The organism is Pseudomonas sp. PDM22 (genome assembly GCF_014851965.1).
In the GTDB taxonomy this organism is placed as follows: Bacteria; Pseudomonadota; Gammaproteobacteria; order Pseudomonadales; family Pseudomonadaceae; genus Pseudomonas.
Map to the genome: position 1 here is coordinate 41,156 of NZ_JACVAR010000010.1, position 22,035 is coordinate 63,190.

Sequence of the window (22,035 nt, forward strand, 5' to 3'; positions counted from 1 at the left end):
TCCCGGCTTTCTATGGATAAATATGTCTGTGGATAAATAGGCAACGGCCACGGTGTGGAACCGTAGCGAACAGGCGCCCCGCGAGCTTCAGCGGATTGTGCAGGGCCTGCGCAAGCGGCCGTCAGCCTTCGGGGCGGAACTGGAAGTTGCCGACATGGCGTGAGCGTTCGCCGTTCAGGCGGCGCAGTTCGCCCTGCAGGTGCAACTGCCAGATAGGGGGATCCTCCGCCACGATGTAGCCCTGCTGGGCCAGGCAGTCGGAGATTGCCTCAAGCACGCCCTCGGCCACGAAAGGCCCGCAGAACGGGCCCTGCGCCTTGATGGCGGTGGGCTGCGCGCCGGACATCCCGGCAGCGCACAACAAGGTCCAGAGTCCATTCTCTCCGGCCAGCGGCCTGATCTCGCACTCGATGCGCGTGGTCAGCCCCAGACAGGGGCGGATAAGGCAGAGGTTACGCGGCATGGCGGCACCCTCGCGGTTGTCCTGAGTTCGAGACTACACCCAGGTTCCGACACGCGAAAGCGCGGATTTATCCCGACATCTTGCAGACAACGGAGTGTAAAACGCGCGGACAGGACGCCGAAGCGGCGCCCCTGTCCTGACGTCAATCAGTCGACGTCCTTCTTCTTGCGGGCGCGCTCTTTCTCCACAGGAGCCTTTTCCACCGGCACCTTCTCCGCCTTCGGCTTGCTGGCGGGCTTGGCGGCGGCGGGCTCCTTGGCCGGTTTTTCCTTCTCTTCCTCGTCCATGCCCAGCTCGGAGATTTCCTTCAGGCGCTCGACGACACGGGCGTTGACGCTGCCCTTGGGGAAGTGGCCCTTGGCATCCGGCGCACCGGCAGGCTCGCCGACCAGCAGGCTCAGCGCCTCATCGGCCTGGCGCACGGCGTAGATGTGGAACTGGCCGTTGCGCACCGCCTGCAGCACGCGCTCGTCGAGCATCAGGGTGGCGACGTTGGCACGCGGGATGATCACCCCCTGCTCGCCGGTCAGGCCACGCGCCTCGCAGAGGCGGAAGAAGCCTTCGATCTTCTCGTTGACCCCACCGACCGCCTGCACTTCGCCGAACTGGTTGATCGAACCGGTGATGGCGAAACATTGCCGCAGCGGCGTGCGCGACAGGGCGGAGATCAGCGTGCAGACCTCGCCCAGCGAGGCGCTGTCGCCGTCCACGTAGCCATAGGACTGCTCCAGGGCGATGCTCGCGGAAATCTCCAGGGGGAATTCCTGGGCGTAGCGGCTGCCGAGGTAGCCGGTGAGGATCATCACGCCCTTGGAGTGGATCGGCTGGCCGAGGTTGACTTCGCGCTCGATGTCGACGATGCCGCTGCCGCCCGGGTAGACGGTGGCGGAGATGCGCGCCGGCATGCCGAAGGCGGAGTCGCCGACTTCCAGCACGGTCAGGCCGTTGCACTTGCCCACCGCGGCGCCTTCGCTGTCGATCAGGATGATGCCGGCGAGAATGTCGTCGAGAATCCGCGCCGACACACGGCCGGTGCGGGTTTCCTTGGCCTTCAGGGCACGTTCGATGTGGCCCAGGTCGGTCACCTCCTGACCGGCCAGCTGGCGAATGAAGTCCGCTTCGCTGACCAGCTGGAACAGGTCGCCGATGCGTGCCGAGAGGCGACCCTGGTGTTCAGCCAGGCGGGCGCTGTAGGTCGCCAGGCGCGCCACGGCTTCACGGCTGAGCGGCGCCAGGCCCTCTTCCGAGGTGCGGGTCTTGAGCAGCTGGGCGAACTGTTCGAGGCTGTCCTCGGCGAGCGGGATATCCTCGTCGAAGTCCACCAGCACGCGGAACATCTCCTGGAAGTCCGGATCGAGGTCCTGCAGCGTGTAGTAGATCTGCCGCGAGCCGATGATGATCACCTTGATGTTCAGCGGGATCACCTGGGGCGTCAGGCTCATGGCGGTGAGGCGGCCGAGTTCGGCCAGGGGCGATTCCATCTTCAGCTGGCGCGACTGCAGCGCGCGCTTGAGGGCGTCCCAGACGAACGGCTCGCTCAGCAGCTTCTCCGCCTCCAGCACCAGGAAGCCGCCGTTGGCGCGGTGCAGAGCACCGGGGCGCAGCTGGCGGTAGCTGGTGTAGAGCGCGCCCTGGTCGGAGGCGTACTCGATGCGTCCGAACAGGTTGTCGTAGGTCGGGTGCGACTCGAACACCACCGGTGCGCCGCTGGTGGCGTGGTGGCCGATCGCCTGGTTCGGCGCGTACTGCTCTTCCAGGCTCTGCTTGCGCTGCGGGTCGGTGCGCTCGGCGTCCACCAACTGGTCGACCACGGTCTTCAGCAGGTTGAGCTGCATGGCCTGCAGGTAGGCACTGACCCCGGAGTTGTTGTTGTACTTCTCCACCAACGGCGCCAGCAGTGGCTGCAGCGCCAGGGTGATGGTTTCCTCGTTGAGCTGACGCAGCTGGTTGCTCGACTCGCGCTTCCACTGCGGCAGGCTGGAAAGCTCCTCGTTGAGGTGCTCTTCCAGGTCGGCGATGTCGGCATGGAAGCGCTCGCGCTCCTCTTCCGGCAGCTGGGCGAAATCGGCTTCATCCAGCGCCTTGCCGTCCTTCATCGGGGTGAAGGCGATGTTGGAGCTGTCGCGGTAGAGGGCGACCTCCTTCTCCAGCGCCAGGCGCTCGACGGTGTCCAGGGCCTTGTCGTAACGCTGGTTGAAGGCGCGGTCGATGGCGCTCTTCTTCTGCTGGTAGGCCGGGTTCTCGAACACCGAGGGGAAGGTGGAGAGCAGGTTGTCGATCAGGTGGTCGATATCGGTGCCGAACTCGGCAGCGCTGCCCGGCGGCAGCTCGATCACGCGCGGCTCGCGCGAATCGTCGAAATTGTTGACGTAGACCCAGTCGGCCGGCGTCGGCAGGCGCTTGCCCTCGGCCTTCAGATAGCGCTGCACAAAGGAGAAGCGACCGGTTCCCGGTTCGCCCATGACGAATACGTTGTAACCCGGACGCGGCATCGCCACGCCGAACTGCAGCGCCTCGACCGCGCGCTCCTGTCCGAGCACGCCCAGGAAAGGCTCCAGTTCTTCGGTGGTCTTGAAGGGAAACTGTTCGGGGGTGAAGGGGCGGGTCAGTTCATCGGGCGCCAGGCGCAGGCCGGCAGCAACGGAATCGGGCATTGGAGGTCCTTGCTTCGGGCGGCGCGAGGCCGCGGAGATTCGACCGCATTCTCGCGCCGCCCGCGCGCCACTGGCAAGGCAGTATTGGTGACAGTTTCAGTCCACCGCATCGGCGCAGCGCAGGCAGTGCTCGGCGGCCGGCAGCGCGCGCAGGCGGCGCTCCTCGATGGCCTCGCCGCAGCGCGCGCACTCGCCGTAGGTGCCGTCAGCCAGGCGCAGGCGCGCCAGGCCCACCAGGCGCATGCCCGCGTCGGCTTCGGCGAGCAAGGCGCGCAGCACGTCGTCGTTCTGCCGCTGCTGGGCCTGCTCGGCGAAGTCCGGCGAATGGCTGCGACCGAGGTCGCGGCGGATGGCTTCGGCACGCTTGGAATACTCGGCCGCCAACTGGTCCAGCGCTGGCCGTGGATCGAAATCGACCATGACTACTTCCTCGCAAGGGGAACTGATTCAAGTGTGGTCGGTTCCAAGACTTCCGCCGCTGATGCCGATCAACTGCCAGTCATCCCGGCCCATTCAGCCGTGACCGGCCATACTGGCTGCGGCAGCGGTTGCCTTGACACTCGCAAGGCATTGGAGAAAAGCTCTGACCAGGCGCTGTTTTGCTGTCAGCGACTGTTCACCGGTCCCCGACCTCAAAAAGAGAGAAAAACGATGAAAAGGATTCTGCTCGGTACCCTCCTCGCCACCGCCTCCCTGAGCGCCCTCGCCGATGCCCCCGGCAGCGACGGCTGCGGCTGGGGCAACATGCTGTTCAAGGGCCAGCGCGGCACCGCCACCCACGTCCTGGCAGCCACCACCAACGGCACCAGCGGCAACAACACCTTCGGCATGACCACCGGCACCAACGGTTGCCACACCAACGGCGCGCTGACCTACGGCGGCAAGCCGATGATCGTGCTCAGCAGCATGATGGACGAGCTCTCCGAAGACATGGCCAAGGGTGACGGCGAAGCGCTGACCACCTACGCCGTCGTGCTGGGCGTGAAGCCCGAGGACCGCGCACACTTCGCCCAGGTCACCCACGAGCACTTCGCGCAGATCTTCAACAAGTCCGACGTCACCGCCGAAGACGTCTACGCCAACACCCAGGCCGTCCTGAAACAGGACAGCACCCTGGCCAAGTACGCCGAACAGGCCTGATGGCCAACGCGAGCCCGCCTCCTGAGGGCGGGCTCACCCTTCCCTCCCAGTAGCCCACTCGATGCCCAAACGCCTGTTGCCCTGGATGGCGCTGTGCGCCTGCACCCCACTGCTGGCTTCGCCGGCGATCGACTCACAACGCCTGCAGAGCCTGGCCGACGAGCCCTACTGGCTGGCCCTGGGTCACTACGAGCACGCCAAGCTCGGTGGCTGGCGCAGCTTCGTCGACGACCCGAAGTTCTTCCTCGCCAAGGACGGAGACCGCCATCCGCAGTCGGAACTGGCCGCCACCGTGAAGGCGCTCTACGCCCCGGCCAGCCTCGGCGACAAGCATGCCCAGTGCGTGTACCCGGCGCGCACCCGCTGGCTGCGCCAGCAATTGCAGCTCGATGACCTGCCGGCCGTGGAGTGCAAGGAATTCACCACCTGGTACCAGGACATCAACCCGCACAGCGCCGTGCTGGTGTTCCCGGCCGCCTACCTGAACAGCCCGTCCTCGATGTTCGGCCACACCCTGCTGCGCATCGACCAGGCCGACGTCGACTCCGACAACACCGCCCTGCTCAGCTACGCGCTCAACTTCGGCGCCTACATCGAGGGCATGGACAACAGCATCCTCTACGCCTGGAAGGGCCTGATGGGCGGCTATCCCGGCCTGTTCGCCCTGGTGCCCTACCGCGAGAAGCTCTCCGAATACAGCCGCCTGGAGAACCGCGACCTCTGGGAATACCGCCTGAACCTGACGCCGGAAGAAACTGCGCGCATGGTCGAGCACGTCTGGGAGCTGAAGCAGATCCGCTTCAAGTACTACTTCTTCGACGAGAACTGCTCCTTCCGCCTGCTGGAGCTGCTGGAGATCGCCCGCCCCGGAACTGAGCTCACCGACCACTTCCCGATCACCGCCATCCCCACCGACACGGTGCGCGCGGTGAAGGACGCCGGGCTGATCGACCGGGTGGACTACCGCCCCTCCCGCGAGCGCGAACTGCTGGCCCGCGGTGAACCGTTGAGCCACGACGAGAAGGTGCTGGCCCGCCACATCGCCGACGACGACAGTCAGCTGCAAAGCCCCGAGTTCGCTGCCCTGCCCGCCGACCGCCAGGCGCTGGTGCAGGACACCGCCTTCCGCCTGGTGCGCTACCGCGCCACCGGCCAGGAACGCGACCAGTCCACTGCCTCGCGCAGCTACAACCTGCTCAAGGCGATCAACAAGAACCCACCGCCGGCGCTGGACGTGGAGCGCCCCGGCCAGCCGGAAAACGGCCACGAATCGCGCACCTGGCAGGTAGGCGCCGGCAGCCGCGACGGCGAAGCTTTCGCCCAGTACGGCCTGCGCATGGCCTACCACGACCTCGACGACAACGCCTACGGCTTCCCCCTCGGCGCGCAGATCGAGATCGGCCAGCTCAAGCTGCGCCAGTACGAAGGCAACCGCTGGCAGCTGCAGCAACTGGACCTGGTCACCATCCGCTCCATGACGCCGCGCAACGAGCTGCTGAAACCGCTGTCCTGGCAGGTTGCCGGCGGCTGGGAACGAGTGATCGGCAAGCACAGCGACAATGACCACGACACCCTGGTCGGCCACCTCAACGGCGGCGCCGGCGGCAGTTGGAAGCTCTCCGACGACCTGCAGGCCTATGCCCTGGGCACCGCGCGCATCGAGAACAACCAGGACTTCGCCGCCACCATCGCCCCGGCCATGGGCTTCGACACCGGCGTGCTGTGGAGCAACCCGCTGGGCAACCTCAGCCTCGAGGGCAAGGGCGACTACTTCCACAACGGCGAAGTGCGCCGCACCCTGAGCTTTGGCCAGCAGGTGGAACTGGGCCGCAACCTCGGCCTGCGCCTGTCGGCCCAGCGCGAATTCAGCCATGAGGCCAGTCCGCGCAACGAAGTGATGCTGGAACTGCGCTGGTACCACTACTGACCGGGGAAGGCGCGCTGCGGCCAATGCCGTGCGCGCCTTCGCCGGCGTCACTCCAGATAGGCAGCCACTTCTTCCGCACTGAGGAAACGCACCAGTTCCACCGACGGCTGATGCGCATCGTGCAGCCGATCGGCAAAGCCCGACCAGGAGCGTGACACGCCCTCTTCGGTATCCAGCGCAATCAGTACGCAGCGGCCATGCTTGCGGCTATTGCTGCGCAGCGGCGCCTCGCCCCACGCCCAGGCCAGATTGTTGACCAGCTCGCCCTTCTCGAAGGCGAAGGCCTGCAGCCACAGGTACTGTGCGCTGTCTTCCCTGGGCACGTCGGCAACCGGGAGCGGTGCCGCGACCCGCAACCCGAGCTGCTCACCATGGGCAGCCAACAGCGGCTGCAGCAGGGAGAACGCATGGAAGTTGCAATTGATGCCCTGCGCACTCACCACCAGACCACTGCGCGTCGCGGGCAGCACGACCACCAGCTCGTCTTCGTAGGTCAGCGCCGCGGCATGGTCGAGGAAGTGCAGATTCTCGAAGGGCAGCGTGGTGTTGGATTTCACCATGGCATCGATGTCGCGGAGCAGCTCGCCATGGGCCAGGAAATCGCGGTGATTTTCCCGCGAACGCATCAGCATGGTCATCAGCGGCAGCACCAGCAGATCGACCGCCGGATGCGCGCTGTCGATGAGCAGCGACTGCGAAGGCGTCAGGCTATCAAGCCGCGCGCGGGCCTGCCGGGCGGCGGCCTGCGCTTCTTCGTCGTCCTCGACCGCTTCGTCAGCGCAGTACGGACGCAGCATCGCCAGCGCACGCGCCAACGCGCCGAGCACCGCGGCGAAAGCAATACGCGGGCTGGCACCACCTTCCACCCAACTGCCGCAGAACAGCGCCAGCAGCGATGCGCGGTTGGGATTGAGCTCGGGAAACAATGCCGCGCACTGGGCAAGCATCGTGTCCGCAAGGGGCGTGCCCAGGGTGTCGCGGTACAGCTCGCGGACATCGGAGCGGCGGACGAAATCCTGCGCCTCGACCCGATCCTCCGGTGCACTCACCGGCTGGCGCAGGAACTCGACCAGCGATTCTGGCAGAGTGGTTTCGCAGGTCATGGAGTCTCTCCACGGGCCGCCGGGTCATCGAGCTGATACTCCGCGACGCCTTGCTCGGCAAACCAGCGGATCACCGCCTCGCGCTGCATCACCCGCGCATGCACCGGCGCATTGCCGCCGCCGGTCAGCAGCCGGCCAAGGTCGCAACCCCGGTCGCGCAGCTGTTCCAGCAGCGCGATATCGCCGCTGCGCACCGCATGCGTCAGCGCCAGGCGTTGCAGCTCCGGCTCACCGGCAATCCGCCCCTGCTCCAGCGCCGTGCGCCAGTCGCGTACCAGCGGCCGCAGCGAATCCTGCAGCTGTTGCGCCAGCGCTGCGCCCTCGGCGCCCGAGGTGGCCAGCTCATCCAGGGCCTCGAGTAGTTCCTGCCCGGCATCCGCACCCTCGGCGAACGGGTCTTCATCGAAGCCCAGCAACGCGAACAGGCCATACAGGTCGTCTGCCACCCTGGTCAGGGCATCCTCATGCAGACGCAGCTGCCAGGCTGGCGGCAAGGCGCGACTCCAGGCATAGATGGCGCCGAACTCTTCCGGCTCGACGCAGACGTAGATCCGCTCCAGGTACTCGAAACCACCGATGGGCAGGAAGCCCACGCGGCCGTCCCACTCCTGGCCATTCTCCGCGGCGACTTCCTCGGCGCACTCCTGCTCGTGCGCCAGCCAGCCCCAGAGGTCGTTGTAGCCGTCGCTGTCCGGATAGAACAACTCGTTGAAGGAGTAAGGATGCAGGTGGCCGTCGTAGTCCACGCACAGCTCGTAATCCAGCCGGCCACCGAAACTGCAGCGCCACAGGGCGACCAGTTCACGCGGCAGCTGGCTGCCCAGGCGTTGCTCGACCTCGGCCAGTTGGGCATCGCTGATCGGCGGCTGCGCGTCATGGATAATGCGCCCGGCGAACCAGGCCAGGCGGTGGTCACGCAGCAGTTGCTGCTGGGCAGCCGTGAGCTCAGGCATGTTGACTCTCCCGGCGCAGCACATCGCGCGCGCTCATGAGGGCAACACCCAGCAGGTTCAGCCCGCGCCAGCGCGCCGGGTTGCCCGCGTCGGGATGATCGACCGCCAGGCCGATGCCCCAGATGGCATCCACCGGGCTGGCCTCGACCAGCACCCGATCGCCCGTGCCCAGCAGGAATTCGCGCAGGGCCGGGTTCTGCCCGAACTTGGCGTGGTTGGCGCGAGTGACGATGGCCAGGCGCTCGGCGTTCCAGGCAGCCTCGTCGAAGCCGAGGATCTCGCGGCCGATGGATTTGGCCTCAGCCGGCGTGCGCGCCGCGAGAATCCGCGCCAGCGCCTCCTCGTCACCGAACAGTCGGGCCTTGCCGGCCATCATGTAGTGCTCGGCACTGGTATAGGTCACTCCGTCGATCTCGAAGGCCGCTTCGAACCACTGGCTGAAGCAGCTCTTGTCGACTTCCACGGAGTGCTTCGGGCGATGCCCCCAGAAGTACAGGTACTTGAACGCCTCGCCCGCCTCGATGCGTCGGCACAGCTGCTCGACACTCATCGGTTCTTCCATGATCGGCTCCTTGCCGCTACCGCAAAACGCCGATTCTAGCGCACCCCATCGGTGATCCCGGACCAATCCAGGCCGAAGCGCGCCAGGTACTTGCGCAGGCGGTCGGCGTCGTTGGGGTTCTGCTTTTCCTGGCGCGAGACAGCGAACAGCTGGCGACCGGCGTCGGACAGGCTGCGCGCCTGCCGGCAGACGTCGATCACCGCTTCCAGCTGCAGACGGTCGAACAGGTCCAGCGCCTCGGCGCCCTCCTCCCCCAGCAAGCGATCCAGCAGGCTCTGCGCCTGGGTCGCGCCCCAGGAGCGGCGCAGCCGGCCGATCTCTTCCTCCACCAGCGCCTCGTCGATCCGTCCGCTGTCGGCCAGGGTCGCCATGCGCGTGATGGATGCCGACAGCTCGCGGAAGTTGCCGCTCCACAAGGCCTGCGCCGAGTTGGCGAAAGCCAGGTAGCGCGTGCGCGCCTCGCGGTTGAAGCGCACCAGGCGCCCCTGCTCGCGGGCGTGGCGTTCCAGCTCGAAATCGATGTTCGGCTCGATGTCTTCGCGGCGCCCGGCCAGCCCCGGCAGGTCGAAGGTCCAGAGGTTGATGCGGGCGAACAGGTCCTCGCGGAACAGCCCCTCGGCCACCCGTTCGCGCAGATCGCGGTGGGTGCCGGCGATCAGCTGGAAGTCGCTGCCCACCTCGCGGTCCGAGCCCAGCGGGAAGAAGCGCTTCTCTTCGATGGCCTTGAGCAGCATGGCCTGCTCGTCCAGGCCCAGTTCGCCGATCTCGTCGAGGAACAGCATGCCGCCATCCGCCGCGCGCAACAGACCTTCGCGGGCGTTCTGTGCACCGGTGAAAGCGCCCTTGATGTGGCCGAACAGCGCGGACATGGCGCCATCGCCGCGCAAGGTCGCGCAGTTCACCTCGACGAAACGGCCCTGGAACTGGTGCCGTGCGCGCTTGAGTTCGTACACGCGGCGAGCAAGGAACGACTTGCCGGCGCCGGTCGGGCCGATCAGCAGCATCGGCGCGCGGGAGCGCCCGGCAACCCGCTCGATCTGCTCGATGGAGCGGTTGAAGTCGGCGTTGCGCGTGGCGATGCCGGACTTGAGGAAGGCCAGGCTTTCCTCCTGTTCACGGCGAAAGCGCGTGGCGATGCGGTCGTAGCGCGACAGGTCGAGGTCGATGACCGTGACCGTCCCTTCCGGCTGCCGCGCCTCGTCCTTGCGCCGCGACGGAGAAGCCTGCACCAGTCGCGCCGGCAGATAACGCGCCTCGGTGAGGAGGAACCAGCAGATCTGCGCGACGTGGGTCCCGGTGGTGATGTGCACCAGGTAGTCCTCGTGCTCGGTATCGAAGGCGTAGCCGCCGACGAAATCGTGCAGCGCGCCGTAGACCTCCTCGAAGTCCCACGGGTTGCGCAGCGCCATGGGCTGCAGGCGCACCTCGGTCTCCGGGGAGACGAGCCGCACATCGGCGGCAATGCGCTCGGCCAGCCCGATATCCCGCGCATCCAGCCCGTGGATCAGTTCCAGGCGGTCGACCAGCAGGTCCTGCTGCTGGCACAGGCCGACCGTGGGTCGCCATTTCTGCCAGCGCGCTGCGCCCTTGCCGACGCGATCCAGGGTTGAACCGAGGAAGCCGATGGCGACGGTTTTCTTGGCTTTCATCTTTTATCCATGAAGATAAATAACGATCTCAGGATATCCATAAATCCCATAACCGGCCAATCGTCGAGAATGGATTCCCGCACCAAATAAATAATTAATTTGTTATTTATCAAATAGTTATCAGAAAAGAACACCACCCGAAAAAAACCTGGCACGCCCCTCGCTATATCTCCCTCGACCGCATCGCTGATGCAGCCCACGGGCAGGGACTACCACTCCCGCCGGTGCCCGAGCCCACCCCTGGTGTCGGCTTCGTGCATGCCGCTGCAGCAGTCACGGTCGATGGCGCGGTAGCTCAGCCCGGTAGAGCACTCCACTTCGCTGGAGCCGTCGCAGGTTCGAATCCTGCCCGCGCCGTTCGATAGCTCAGTCCGGTAGAGCAGCCATCCACGAAATGGCCTGTCGCGGGTTCGACTCCCGCTCGAACACTGCCCTGTTAAGGCAGCTACTCATGAAGGCAACACCCCGCCGGTGGGCGACGGGAGAGGCGCAAAGAGGCCAGGAAGGCCGGACACGCCAGGGACCCGAAGCCACCGCCGGCCCGCCCGGTACGAGGACCGGGCCCGCGACAAGGCAAGTGCTGGCCGATGGATTCGACGCAATGGACAGGCAGTCCGCAGCACCTGGCTCTCGCAGGCCCCCGCCTCGCCACCCGACGGGCTGGCGGACACCGGCACCCAGCACAACAGAAGCACGCACAACAGAAGAAGGAAGAAAGATGAAACTGCTGAAGCGCTTTACCGTGAAGAAGAACGAACGCGGCCTGCTGTACTCCGAGGGCGATTTCCTGGCAGTCCTCGAGCCGGGCATCCACCGCCATCTGGACCTGTACAACCGCCTGAGCGTGGAAACCTTCAGCCTGAACACCCCGCTGTTCGAACACCGCCTGGCTGGCTACCTGCGCCAGTCCGAAGCGGCGCTGGTCGAACGCTACTTCACCCGCATGGACCTGGCCGAGAACGAGGCCGGCCTGCGCTTCGAGGACGGCGTGCTGGCGGAGATCCTCGCGCCCGGCAGCCGCCGGCTGTACTGGAAAGGCCAGACCGAACAGCGCCTGGAGCGCATCGACCTGAGCCAGGAGTACCGCGTGGCTCCGGCGCTGTTGCAGCAGATGCAGGGCAACCTGCGCGGTCGCAGCGTGGTCGGCGTCGAGGCGCTGCTGGTGACCCTGGTACCGGCTTACCAGGTCGGCGTGCTGAAGGTCGACGGCGCGGTGGTCGAGTTGCTGCCGGCAGGCCAGTACGGTTTCTGGCGCTACAACCGCCAGGTCAGCGTGGAGCTGATCGATACGCGGATCCAGGCGCTGGAAGTCAGCGGCCAGGAAATCCTCACCCGCGACAAGGTGAGCCTGCGCCTGAACCTGGCCGCCAACTGGCGTTACAGCGACGTGCTGACAGCGTTTTCCAGCCTGTCCAAGCCGCTGGAACACCTCTACCGCGAGCTGCAATTCGGCCTGCGCGCGGCGGTGGGCACCCGCTCGCTGGATGAGTTGCTGGAAAACAAGCAGCTCATCGACGACTCGGTCAGCGCCTACCTGAAGGAGCGACTGCCGGGCACCGGCATCGAGGTCAGCGGCCTGGGCGTGCGCGACATCATCCTGCCGGGCGAGATGAAGACCCTGCTGGCCCAGGTGGTGGAGGCGGAGAAGGCGGCGCAGGCGAACGTGATCCGTCGCCGCGAGGAAACCTCGGCGACCCGCTCGCTGCTGAACACAGCCAAGGTGATGGAGGACAACCCCACCGCCCTGCGCCTGAAGGAACTGGAAACCCTGGAGCGGGTAGCCGAACGAATCGACCGCATCTCGGTATTCGGCGGCCTGGATCAGGTATTGAATGGACTGGTAACGCTGAAGCAGGCCTGACAAAGGCCTGCCCAGCGCAGGAGTCGGCACCGTGAAGAGCAACAAGCAACGCCGCCGGGAAATCCGCCAGGCGCGCGAGCAACGCAAGGCGAAGAAGGCCGCGCCAGCCTGGCATCCTTCGGGCCAGGTCGCTCCGCCCGGCAGCGTCCCGGTCAACCGCTCGAACCTGGCGCCTTACAACAGCTACAGCGACCCGTTGTTCGTGCGCCGTGGCTGGTACGAGGACCGGGATTTCACCTGCCATGACTGCGGCGCCGAGCAGACCTGGACCGCCGCCCAGCAGAAGTGGTGGTACGAAGACTGTAAGGGACAGGTGTTTTCCACGGCGATACGCTGCCGCGCCTGTCGATTGAACAAACGAATTCGCGATGGCCGGGCACAACCCGCTACCGGCCAGCTCGCCAAGCAAATGAAGAGAGTCGAAACATGAGCACCAAGACCTTCCAACTGCTGGAAGTCGCCAACGGCAAACCGATCAAGCTCTGGACCCAGGGCGTGCCGGTGGAAGACGACGCCAGGCAGCAACTGATGAACACCGCGAAGATGCCCTTCATCTTCAAGCACCTGGCCGTGATGCCGGACGTGCACCTGGGCAAGGGGTCGACCATCGGCAGCGTGATTCCCACCAGGGGCGCCATCATCCCGGCGGCCGTGGGTGTGGATATCGGCTGCGGCATGATCGCCGCACGCACCTCGCTGGTCGCCGCGGACCTGCCGGATAACCTGCACGGCCTGCGCACCGCCATCGAGAAGGCCGTGCCCCACGGTCGCAGCAACACCCGGGCAGGCCGCGACAAGGGCGCCTGGGAAAACGTGCCCGATCATGCCGACGACGCTTGGCGTGCACTGGCCGGCCGCTTCAAGGTGATTACCGACAAGCACCCGAAACTGGAGAAAACCAACAACCGCAAGCACCTGGGAACCCTCGGTACCGGCAACCACTTCATCGAGGTCTGCCTCGACGAAGCGGACCGCGTCTGGTTCATGCTGCACAGCGGCTCGCGCGGCGTGGGTAACGCCATCGGCAACCTGTTCATCGAACTGGCCCAGGCGGATATGCGCCAGCACATCGCCAACCTGCCGGACCGTGACCTGGCCTACTTCGAGGAAGGCAGCCAGCACTTCGATGACTACGTGGAAGCCGTGGGTTGGGCCCAGGACTTCGCCCGGCAGAACCGCGAGCTGATGATGCAATCGGTGATCGCCGCCGCGCGGCAGATCATCCGCAAGCCGTTCGAGGCGAGCCTGGAAGCGGTGAACTGCCACCACAACTACGTGCAGAAGGAACGCCACTTCGGCGAAGAGGTACTGGTGACGCGCAAAGGCGCGGTGTCTGCGCAGAAAGGCCAGCTCGGCATCATTCCGGGATCGATGGGCGCCAAGAGCTTCATCGTCCGCGGCCTGGGCAACGAAGAGGCGTTCTGCTCGTGCAGCCACGGCGCCGGGCGGACCATGAGCCGCACCAAGGCGAAGAAGCTGTTCAGCGTCGAGGACCAGGTGCGCGCCACCGCCCACGTCGAATGCCGCAAGGACGCCGACGTGATCGACGAGATCCCGATGGCCTACAAGGACATCGACGCCGTGATGGACGCCCAGCGCGAGCTGGTGGAAGTGCTGCATACCCTGCGCCAGGTGGTCTGCGTGAAAGGATGAGGTGAGGACATGCTGCAACCCATGGAAAACCAGCACATGCAGGAACTGCGCAGCCGCCTGGAACAGGAGCGCTGCGTCTTCGACTTCCGTGTGCTGACACTCGACCCAACCGCCACGCCCGGCGAAGCGGAACATCGCCTGGCGTTGCAGCTGCTGTTCGAGTCCATCCAGGAACGCGCGCGCAACTGGCAGGCGGACGTCATCGCCCGCCACCCGCAATACGCCAACCATGAATGGGCGGACCTGACGCCGGACCTGGCGCGGGCCCGCCCACAGGCACTCGGCATCGAGGAAATACGCGAGCTGAACCGCGACGACGGTCCGCTGTGCCGCGCCTTCCGCGATCCGCCCTACGGCACACAGCTGCAGGTCGCGGACTTCCGCGAATGGCTGCAGGCACTGCGGCTGTATCCGGACGAAGGCCTGCAGGTGCTCGACTGGGTTGGCGACGGCGACGCCGAACCGCATCGCAGCAACTGGAGCTGCTACTTCGATGACGGCAAGGAATGGTGGGGCATCTGGTGCCTCACCCTGTACAACCCGCGACGACGAACATTGTCCGCGCTGGCCGCCAGCGCGACGGACTGAAAGAACAAGGAATACCCCATGAACAGGGACGAACGACACCCGCTCCCCGCCGCCATGCGCGAAAGGGTGCTGGAAGAACTGGCAAGACTGGAACAGGAGCGCGGCGTGACCGTGCTCTACGCATGCGAATCCGGCAGCCGCGCCTGGGGCTTCGCCTCGCCGGACAGCGACTACGACGTGCGCTTCGTCTACGTGCACCAGCCGGACTGGTACCTGCGCGTGGAAGAGCCGCGCGACGTGCTGGAGCGCCCGCTGACCGACGAACTGGATCTCAGCGGCTGGGAGCTGCGCAAGACGCTGCGGCTGCTGCGCAAGTCCAACCCGACGTTGCTGGAGTGGCTGGACTCGCCGCTGGTGTACCGCAGCGAAGCAGCAGCGACCGAGGGCCTGCGTCAACTGGCGCAGGATTTCTACTCACCCGCCGCAGCACGGGCGCACTACCTCTCGATGGCGAAGAAGAACTTCCGTGGCTATCTGCAGGGCGAAGAGGTTCGCTACAAGAAGTACCTCTATGTGCTGCGCCCGCTGCTGGCGGTGCGCTGGATCGACCAGGGCCTCGGTATGCCGCCGATGGTCTTCGAGACACTGATGGAAGCGACCCTCGACGACGCGGCGCAGCGCGCCGAAGTCGAGGAACTGCTGGTGCTCAAGCGCCAGGCGGTCGAGGCCGAATATGGCCCGGCGCGCCCGGCCCTGCACCGGCTGATCGAGGAACAGCTGCAACGCGCGGAAGCCCTCGGCGCACCCCGTGGCGGCTGCCACGAGCCGGAGCGCCTGGACCGTTTCCTGCGCGAACAGGTAAGGAAGCACGCGAGATGAACAAGCACCTGATCGAACTCGACGGCGCCGAAGGCGGCGGGCAGATTCTGCGCAGCGCGCTGAGCCTGTCGATGATCACCGGCAAGGCCCTGCGCATCGTCAACATCCGTGGACGCCGCTCGCGGCCGGGGCTGCTGCGCCAGCACCTGACGGCCGTGCGCGCGGCGGCGGAAATCTGCGGCGCGGTGGTGGAAGGCGACGAGCTGGGCTCGCGCAGCCTGACCTTCCGCCCCGGCACGATTCGCGGCGGCGACTACCGCTTCGCCATCGGCAGCGCGGGCAGCGCCGTGCTGGTATTGCAGACGCTGCTGCCAGCCCTGCTGTTCGCCGATGGGCCGAGCAGCCTGGCGATCAGCGGTGGTACGCACAACCCGCTGGCGCCGCCGGCGGACTTCATCGAGCGCAGCTGGCTGCCGTTGCTGCGGCGCATGGGTGCGACGGTGGCCTTCGAGTTGCTGCGCCATGGCTTCATGCCCGCCGGCGGCGGCGAATTGCGGGTACAGGTGAAGCCCGGCGAGTTGCAGCCGCTGCATCTGCCGCAGCCCGGTGCCGTACTTTCGCGCTCGGCCCGCGCCCTGCTGGCGGCCGTTCCCGGCCATGTGGCGGAACGCGAACTGGAGAAGGTGAAGCGGCATCAGGACTGGCACGCAGCCTCCGCACAGGTCGTCCGCCTGCCGGAAGACCGGGGCCCGGGCAACGCCCTGCTGCTGGAAGTCGAATGCGAGCAGCTCACCCTGGTGTTCTGCGCCTTCGGCCAGTCCGGGGTCAGCGCCGAGCGTGTCGCCAGCCAGGCGTTGCGCCAGGCCGATGACTGGCGCCGCAGCGGCACCAGCGTCGAGGAACACCTCGCCGACCAGTTGTTGCTGCCCATGGCGCTGGCCGGCGGCGGCAGCTTCAGCACGCCGGTTGCGAGCGATCATCTCTTGAGCAACCGCGCGGTGATCGAAGCCTTCCTGCCGGTGCGGATCGACTGCACGGCAGGGCAGGCAGCTGGCCAGCACATCCACATCACACCGGCTTGACGCTTTCCTCACGAGCCGCCCAATAGAGTCGCGCCATGTCACCTCGAGTGGCGCCAACTCTTCCGGCGTGTGTGCCCGCCCTACCGGCACACGGGAGTCTCCATGGCGCAGCGCGCCGCCCTCGCCCTCGCCCTGCTCTGCGCCGCGCTGCTCGTCGGCTGCGAAACCACCCATGAAAGCCTCATCGCCCAGGGCTATCCGCCCGCCTATGCCGACGGCTATGACGACGGCTGCGGTAGCGGTCGCCAGGCGGCCGGCGCGATTACCGGCGAGTTCCGCAAGAACGTGCCGCGCTACCTCGATGAGCCGAAGTACGCCCTGGGCTGGAACGACGGCTTCCAGCAATGCCAGGCCATGCGCGCGAGCCAGGAACGCCAGGAGTACGAGGAACAACGCAACAGCGACCGGGACCGCGACTGGGAACAGCAGAAAGACCGCGCGCTGTCCCGCGCCCTGCGTGGCAACTGACCGCTGCGGCAACCATCCGCACCCACACCGGAACGCCCGCTTGATTTCGGTCAAGCCGGCTCCCGCCCACCTGGCCTCTCCTTGAACTCAGAAGAAACCAAAAGCCTGAGACAAGGAGACTCCACATGCAGCCCATCAAACTGGCCCTGGGCAGTCTGCTGCTGGCCGTGAGCACGGCGGCGGCGCAAGCGAACGCCGACGTCCTGCGCGACAACGCCAACAGCATCTTCAAGCCCATCCCGGAGCAGGCCAGCGACAAGCTCGACCCCAACCAGATCGAACTGGGCCGGCAGCTGTTCTTCGAGCCGCGCCTGTCGGCCAGCCACGTGATCAGCTGCAACACCTGCCACAACATCGGCACCGGCGGCGCCGACAACGTGCCCGCGTCCAGCGGCCATGCCTGGCAGAAAGGCGCGCGCAACTCGCCCACCGTGTTCAACGCGGTGTTCAACGTTGCGCAGTTCTGGGATGGCCGCGCCAAGGACCTGGAAGAACAGGCAAAGGGCCCGGTGCAGAACCCGGTGGAGATGCACAACACGCCTAAGAACGTCGAGGCCACGCTGCGTAGCATGCCGGAGTACGTCGCCTCCTTCGAAAAAGCCTTCCCCAGCGACAAGCAACCGGTCAGCTTCGACAACATGGCCCGCGCGCTGCAAGCTTTCGAGTCGACCCTGATCACCCCGGACTCGCGCTTCGACCTGTACCTCAAGGGCGACGACAACGCCCTCGATGCCAGGGAGAAAAAGGGTCTGCAGACCTTCATGAGCTCGGGCTGCATCAGCTGCCACAACGGCGTGAACCTGGGCGGCCAGGCCTACTTCCCGTTCGGCCTGGTGAAGAAGCCCGACGGCAAGATCCTGCCCACCGGCGACAAGGGCCGCTTCGAGGTGACCAAGACGCAGAACGACCAGTACGTGTTCCGCGCCGCGCCCCTGCGCAACATCGCGCTGACCGCGCCGTACTTCCACAGCGGGCAGGTCTGGGACCTGGAGGAAGCGGTGGCGATCATGGGCACCGCGCAACTGGGCAAGCAGTTGAACGCCGAGGAAGTCGGCGACATCGTCGCCTTCCTCAAGACCGCCACCGGCAAGCAGCCGAAGGTGGAATACCCGCTGCTGCCGCCAAGCACGGCGACCACGCCGAAGCCGGTGGACTGAGCGAAATGAAAAACGGGCCCGTTCTTCATTTCCGGGGAGTGGTCAGACCACGCCCTGAGCCAGCATCGCGTCGGCGACCTTGACGAAGCCGGCGATGTTGGCGCCCTTCACGTAGTTGATCCGGCCATTCTCCTCGCCATAGGCGACGCAGGCATGGTGGATGTTCTGCATGATGCCGTGCAGGCGCTGGTCCACTTCACCGGCGGTCCACAGCAGGCGCATGGCGTTCTGGCTCATCTCCAGGCCGCTGGTGGCGACGCCGCCGGCGTTGGAAGCCTTGCCCGGCGCGTAGAGAATGCCGGCCTCGAGGAAGATATCCACAGCCTCCAGGGTCGACGGCATGTTCGCGCCTTCGGCCACGCAGATGCAGCCGTTGGCCAGCAGGGTGCGCGCGTCGTTGGCGTCCAGCTCGTTCTGGGTAGCGCAGGGCAGCGCGATATCGCAGGCCAGCGACCACGGGCGCTCACCGGCAATGAAGCGCAGGCCGGGGCCGGTCATCTCGCTGAGGCGACCGCGACGGACGTTCTTCAGCTCCATCACCGCTTCCCACTGTTCCAGGGTCAGGCCGGCCTCGAAGAACAGGGTGCCTTCGGAGTCGGACAGCGAGATCACCTTGCCGCCCAGTTCCATGACCTTCTGCGCGGCGTACTGGGCCACGTTGCCGGAACCGGAGATGGCCACGCGCTGGCCGTCGAAGCCGCTCTCGCGGGCCTTGAGCATCTCCTGGGCGAAGTACACGCAGCCGTAGCCGGTGGCTTCCGGGCGGATCAGGCTGCCGCCGTAGGACATGCCCTTGCCGGTCAGCACCGAGGTGAACTCGTTGGACAGGCGCTTGTACTGGCCGAACAGGTAGCCGATCTCGCGGGCGCCCACGCCGATGTCGCCGGCCGGCACGTCGAGGTCAGCGCCGACGTGGCGGAACAGCTCGCTCATGAACGACTGGCAGAAGCGCATGACTTCAGCGTCGCTCTTGCCCTTGGGATCGAAGTCCGAGCCGCCCTTGCCGCCGCCCATGGGCAGCGAAGTCAGGGAGTTCTTGAAGACCTGCTCGAAGGCCAGGAACTTCAGCACGCCCAGGTTCACCGAGGGGTGGAAGCGCAGGCCGCCCTTGTACGGGCCGATGGCGCTGCTCATCTGGATGCGGAAACCGCGGTTGACCCGCACTCGTCCGGCATCATCCACCCACGGTACGCGGAACAGGATCGCGCGTTCGGGCTCGACGATGCGTTCGACGATGCCGGCCTGCAGGTAGTGCGGATTGGCTTCGAGGAAGGGCCAGAGGGAGCGCAGCACCTCTTCCACCGCCTGGTGGAATTCGGGCTGATCGGGGTCGCGCCGCTTTAGGCGCTCGAGGAACGAGTCAACGGATTGCGTCATGTCTACACCGGTACTTTTCTGATTATGTGATGCTTTTTGCCGGCAGACTCTAACAATCCACGCCGCCCCGAGATAGTGCAGCGTGACGCTTTTATGAATCTTTATGGTGCAAAAATATAAATCCCACTTCTGCCGGACCGGCAGAAAAACAGATTCCTGTATACAAAATCAATAGGAAGTTGCACTCAACAACTCATGTCACCAGGACGCCCATGATGCCCACACGCCCGCTCGCGCTTCTCGCCGCCCTCACCTGCACCCTCGCCCTGCCTGCCCACGGGGCCATGAAACTGGGCAACTTCACCGAATCCGGCGCGCTGGTGGTGGCGGATACATTCGACGGCGAAGTGATCCACAAGTCGAAGTTCAGCACCGACGACCTGGAGCGCATGTCGCGCCAGCTGGAAGAACAGCAACGCACCCTGCAGGACCAGGCGCGGCAAATCGACACACTGCAGCGCCAGCTGGAGGAACAGCGTCGCGCCCTGGACGATCTCAAGCGCAGCCGCTGACCGTTGTCGGCGCGCGCCGCAAAAAAAACGGGGCCCGAGGGCCCCGTTTTCCTGCAGAAGCGGCTTACGCCAGCTTCTTGTAACGCACGCGGTGCGGCTGCGAGGCAGCGTCGCCCAGGCGTTTCTTGCGATCAGCTTCGAACTCGGTGTAGTTGCCTTCGAAGAAGACCACCTTGCCGTCGTCCTCGTAAGAGAGGATGTGGGTCGCGATGCGGTCCAGGAACCAGCGATCGTGGGAGATCACGATGGCGGCGCCGGGGAAGTCCAGCAGCGCTTCTTCCAGCGCACGCAGGGTTTCCACGTCGAGGTCGTTGGACGGTTCGTCGAGTAGCAGCACGTTGCCGCCCTGCTTCAGGGTCAGGGCCAGGTGCAGACGGCCACGCTCACCACCGGAGAGGTCCTTGACGAACTTCTGCTGGTCGCCGCCCTTGAAGTTGAAGCGACCGACGTAGCTGCGCGACGGGACTTCGTAGTTGCCGATCCTGATCTGCTCGAAGCCGTCGGACACCTGCTCCCACACGGTCTTGTTGCCATCGAGGATTTCGCGGCTCTGGTCGACGCTGGCGATCTGCACGGTTTCGCCGATCTCGATGCTGCCCGAGTCCGGTTGCTCCTTGCCGGTCAGCATGCGGAACAGGGTCGATTTGCCCGCGCCGTTGCCACCGATCACGCCGACGATGGCGCCCTTGGGAATGCTCAGCGACAGATCGTCGATCAGCTGGCGATCGCCATAGCCCTTGCTGACGTTGTGCAGCTCGATGACCTTGTCGCCCAGGCGCGGACCTGCCGGGATGTAGATTTCGTTGGTCTCGCTGCGCTTCTGGAATTCATGCGATTGCATTTCCTCGAAGCGTTGCAGACGGGCCTTGGACTTCGACTGGCGAGCCTTGGCGCCCTGGCGAACCCATTCCAGTTCGGCCTTCATGGCCTTGGCGTGGGAGGCTTCCTGCTTGGCTTCCTGGGCCAGGCGGTTGGCCTTGGATTCCAGCCAGCCGGAGTAGTTGCCTTCGAAGGGGATGCCCTGGCCACGGTCCAGCTCGAGAATCCAGCCGGCGACGTTGTCGAGGAAGTAACGGTCGTGGGTGATCGCTACCACGGTGCCCGGGAAGTCGTGGAGGAAGTGTTCCAGCCAGGCGACGGAGTCGGCGTCCAGGTGGTTGGTCGGTTCGTCCAGCAGCAGCATGTCCGGGGCGGACAGCAGCAGGCGGCACAGGGCGACACGGCGCTTCTCACCACCGGAAAGGTGTTCGATCTTGGCGTCCCACGGTGGCAGGCGCAGGGCGTCGGCGGCGACTTCCAGCTGGCGCTCCAGGTTGTGGCCGTCGGAAGCCTGGAGGATGGCCTCCAGCTTGGCCTGCTCGGCGGCCAGGGCGTCGAAGTCGGCGTCCGGCTCGGCGTAGGCGGCGTAGACCTCGTCCAGGCGGGCCTGGGCGGCCTTGATCTGGCCGACGGCTTCTTCGACGATCTCGCGAACGGTGGCCTGCGGGTCGAGCTTGGGCTCCTGCGGCAGGTAGCCGACGTTGATGCCCGGCATCGGGCGGGCTTCACCTTCGATCTCGGTGTCGACGCCGGCCATGATGCGCAGCAGGGTGGATTTACCCGCGCCGTTCAGGCCGAGCACGCCGATCTTGGCGCCGGGGAAGAACGACAGGGAGATGTTCTTGAGGATTTCACGCTTGGGCGGCACGACCTTGCCGACCCGGTGCATGGTGTAGACGTATTGAGCCATGGATACCTGACTTCTGGGATGAATTGTGATCGGGATGGCCGGAACGGACGACGGCAGGTTCCGGGACGCCGGCTCACTGGCCGGAGCGGCAGCGCTCGAACGCTCGCGAGCGGGCTGCCGGCGGGCGCGAACGGCCGATGGACGGCCCTTCGCGCGGGACTCTGCGGGGATGTACTTTATGCGTCGAACTTTTCGCTGCACATCACGCGCGCGTGCGGCAAAGCTACCGGAATGAACCGGGAAGGGCAAACGACGCTCGTCGGCCATACTGGCACTTCGCCGCCTTTCCGGGCATCCTAGCCTGCGCCGAATTCAGCCGTATCGCCCCAGGTCCTTAAGTCCTTGTCTATTTTCCCCCGTACTCCTCCGGACGCCCTGGCCAGGCCTGGCCGCGTGGC

The 22,035-nt window shown here is 65.9% G+C and carries 20 protein-coding genes and 1 tRNA gene; 12 read left to right on the forward strand and 9 right to left on the reverse strand.

Annotated elements, in window-relative coordinates:
• Positions 1–121 precede the first annotated feature (121 nt).
• The 3 genes from IB255_RS27610 to IB255_RS27620 form a co-directional block, all read right to left on the reverse strand.
• Positions 122–463: a hypothetical protein gene (locus tag IB255_RS27610; protein ID WP_081517330.1), complete on the reverse strand. Its 342-nt coding sequence runs from the start codon at positions 461–463 to the stop codon at positions 122–124.
• 146 nt (positions 464–609) lie between these two features.
• Positions 610–3,117 carry a Lon protease family protein gene (locus IB255_RS27615; protein WP_081517329.1) on the reverse strand — a complete coding sequence of 836 codons (2,508 nt, stop codon included), beginning with the start codon at positions 3,115–3,117 and terminating at the stop codon, positions 610–612.
• Positions 3,118–3,213: 96 nt separating this feature from the next.
• Entirely contained in the window at positions 3,214–3,537 is a 324-nt protein-coding gene (locus IB255_RS27620) for a TraR/DksA family transcriptional regulator (protein WP_045217219.1), read from the reverse strand.
• A 231-nt stretch (positions 3,538–3,768) separates the two neighbouring features.
• Between IB255_RS27620 and IB255_RS27625 the strand changes: the two genes are divergently transcribed.
• Positions 3,769–4,257 (forward strand): DUF3015 domain-containing protein, encoded by a 489-nt coding sequence (locus tag IB255_RS27625; RefSeq protein ID WP_038803701.1) that lies wholly within the window; start codon positions 3,769–3,771, stop codon positions 4,255–4,257.
• A gap of 61 nt (positions 4,258–4,318) precedes the next feature.
• A complete protein-coding gene (locus tag IB255_RS27630; RefSeq protein ID WP_192211135.1) occupies positions 4,319–6,184 on the forward strand; it encodes a DUF4105 domain-containing protein in 1,866 nt (621 codons plus the stop codon).
• Positions 6,185–6,231: 47 nt separating this feature from the next.
• On the opposite strand, the gene IB255_RS27635 is transcribed toward IB255_RS27630, so the two are convergent.
• The 4 genes from IB255_RS27635 to rtcR are packed head-to-tail and all read right to left on the reverse strand — an operon-like array spanning position 6,232 to position 10,451.
• Positions 6,232–7,287, reverse strand: coding sequence for a hypothetical protein (locus IB255_RS27635; RefSeq protein ID WP_192211136.1), 1,056 nt, complete (start codon positions 7,285–7,287; stop codon positions 6,232–6,234).
• On the reverse strand, positions 7,284–8,240 hold the full coding sequence (locus IB255_RS27640) for an SMI1/KNR4 family protein (protein WP_192211137.1): 957 nt from the start codon (positions 8,238–8,240) through the stop codon (positions 7,284–7,286). Before IB255_RS27640 ends, IB255_RS27635 begins: the two co-directional genes overlap by 4 nt.
• Positions 8,233–8,802, reverse strand: a complete 570-nt coding sequence (locus IB255_RS27645) for an NADAR family protein (protein WP_192211138.1) — start codon at positions 8,800–8,802, stop codon at positions 8,233–8,235. The genes IB255_RS27640 and IB255_RS27645 overlap by 8 nt, the downstream gene beginning before the upstream one ends.
• Before the next feature lie 35 nt (positions 8,803–8,837).
• Complete coding sequence (gene rtcR / locus IB255_RS27650) at positions 8,838–10,451, reverse strand: RNA repair transcriptional activator RtcR (protein WP_151189392.1); 1,614 nt, start codon at positions 10,449–10,451, stop codon at positions 8,838–8,840.
• Between the two features lie 284 nt (positions 10,452–10,735).
• Here rtcR and IB255_RS27655 point away from each other — a divergent pair.
• The 9 genes from IB255_RS27655 to IB255_RS27695 all read left to right on the forward strand — a co-directional run bounded on the left by IB255_RS27655 (position 10,736) and on the right by IB255_RS27695 (position 18,019).
• A tRNA-OTHER gene (locus IB255_RS27655) sits at positions 10,736–10,808 on the forward strand.
• Between the two features lie 361 nt (positions 10,809–11,169).
• Positions 11,170–12,312 carry a slipin family protein gene (locus IB255_RS27660; RefSeq protein WP_081517323.1) on the forward strand — a complete coding sequence of 381 codons (1,143 nt, stop codon included), beginning with the start codon at positions 11,170–11,172 and terminating at the stop codon, positions 12,310–12,312.
• A gap of 31 nt (positions 12,313–12,343) precedes the next feature.
• Positions 12,344–12,742 carry a zinc-ribbon domain containing protein gene (locus IB255_RS31075; protein WP_192211139.1) on the forward strand — a complete coding sequence of 133 codons (399 nt, stop codon included), beginning with the start codon at positions 12,344–12,346 and terminating at the stop codon, positions 12,740–12,742.
• The gene (locus IB255_RS27670) at positions 12,739–13,965 is read left to right on the forward strand and encodes an RtcB family protein (protein WP_081517321.1); all 1,227 of its coding nucleotides are present in this window, start codon (positions 12,739–12,741) and stop codon (positions 13,963–13,965) included. Before IB255_RS31075 ends, IB255_RS27670 begins: the two co-directional genes overlap by 4 nt.
• A 9-nt stretch (positions 13,966–13,974) precedes the next feature.
• Positions 13,975–14,553, forward strand: a complete 579-nt coding sequence (locus IB255_RS27675; protein ID WP_192211200.1) for a hypothetical protein — start codon at positions 13,975–13,977, stop codon at positions 14,551–14,553.
• An 18-nt stretch (positions 14,554–14,571) separates the two neighbouring features.
• Positions 14,572–15,372, forward strand: a complete 801-nt coding sequence (locus IB255_RS27680) for a nucleotidyltransferase domain-containing protein (protein ID WP_192211140.1) — start codon at positions 14,572–14,574, stop codon at positions 15,370–15,372.
• The gene (gene rtcA / locus IB255_RS27685) at positions 15,369–16,394 is read left to right on the forward strand and encodes an RNA 3'-terminal phosphate cyclase (RefSeq protein ID WP_192211141.1); all 1,026 of its coding nucleotides are present in this window, start codon (positions 15,369–15,371) and stop codon (positions 16,392–16,394) included. Before IB255_RS27680 ends, rtcA begins: the two co-directional genes overlap by 4 nt.
• A gap of 102 nt (positions 16,395–16,496) precedes the next feature.
• Positions 16,497–16,862, forward strand: a complete 366-nt coding sequence (locus IB255_RS27690; RefSeq protein ID WP_192211142.1) for a hypothetical protein — start codon at positions 16,497–16,499, stop codon at positions 16,860–16,862.
• A gap of 125 nt (positions 16,863–16,987) precedes the next feature.
• Entirely contained in the window at positions 16,988–18,019 is a 1,032-nt protein-coding gene (locus IB255_RS27695) for a cytochrome-c peroxidase (protein WP_081517316.1), read from the forward strand.
• A 42-nt stretch (positions 18,020–18,061) separates the two neighbouring features.
• On the opposite strand, the gene gdhA is transcribed toward IB255_RS27695, so the two are convergent.
• The gene (gene gdhA / locus IB255_RS27700; RefSeq protein WP_192211143.1) at positions 18,062–19,396 is read right to left on the reverse strand and encodes an NADP-specific glutamate dehydrogenase; all 1,335 of its coding nucleotides are present in this window, start codon (positions 19,394–19,396) and stop codon (positions 18,062–18,064) included.
• A 215-nt stretch (positions 19,397–19,611) separates the two neighbouring features.
• Here gdhA and IB255_RS27705 point away from each other — a divergent pair, with 215 nt between their 5' ends.
• Positions 19,612–19,908: a hypothetical protein gene (locus tag IB255_RS27705; RefSeq protein WP_225595075.1), complete on the forward strand. Its 297-nt coding sequence runs from the start codon at positions 19,612–19,614 to the stop codon at positions 19,906–19,908.
• Between the two features lie 64 nt (positions 19,909–19,972).
• Here IB255_RS27705 and ettA read toward each other — a convergent pair whose 3' ends face one another.
• A complete protein-coding gene (ettA, locus tag IB255_RS27710; protein WP_192211144.1) occupies positions 19,973–21,637 on the reverse strand; it encodes an energy-dependent translational throttle protein EttA in 1,665 nt (554 codons plus the stop codon).
• Between the last annotated feature and the right edge of the window lie 398 nt (positions 21,638–22,035).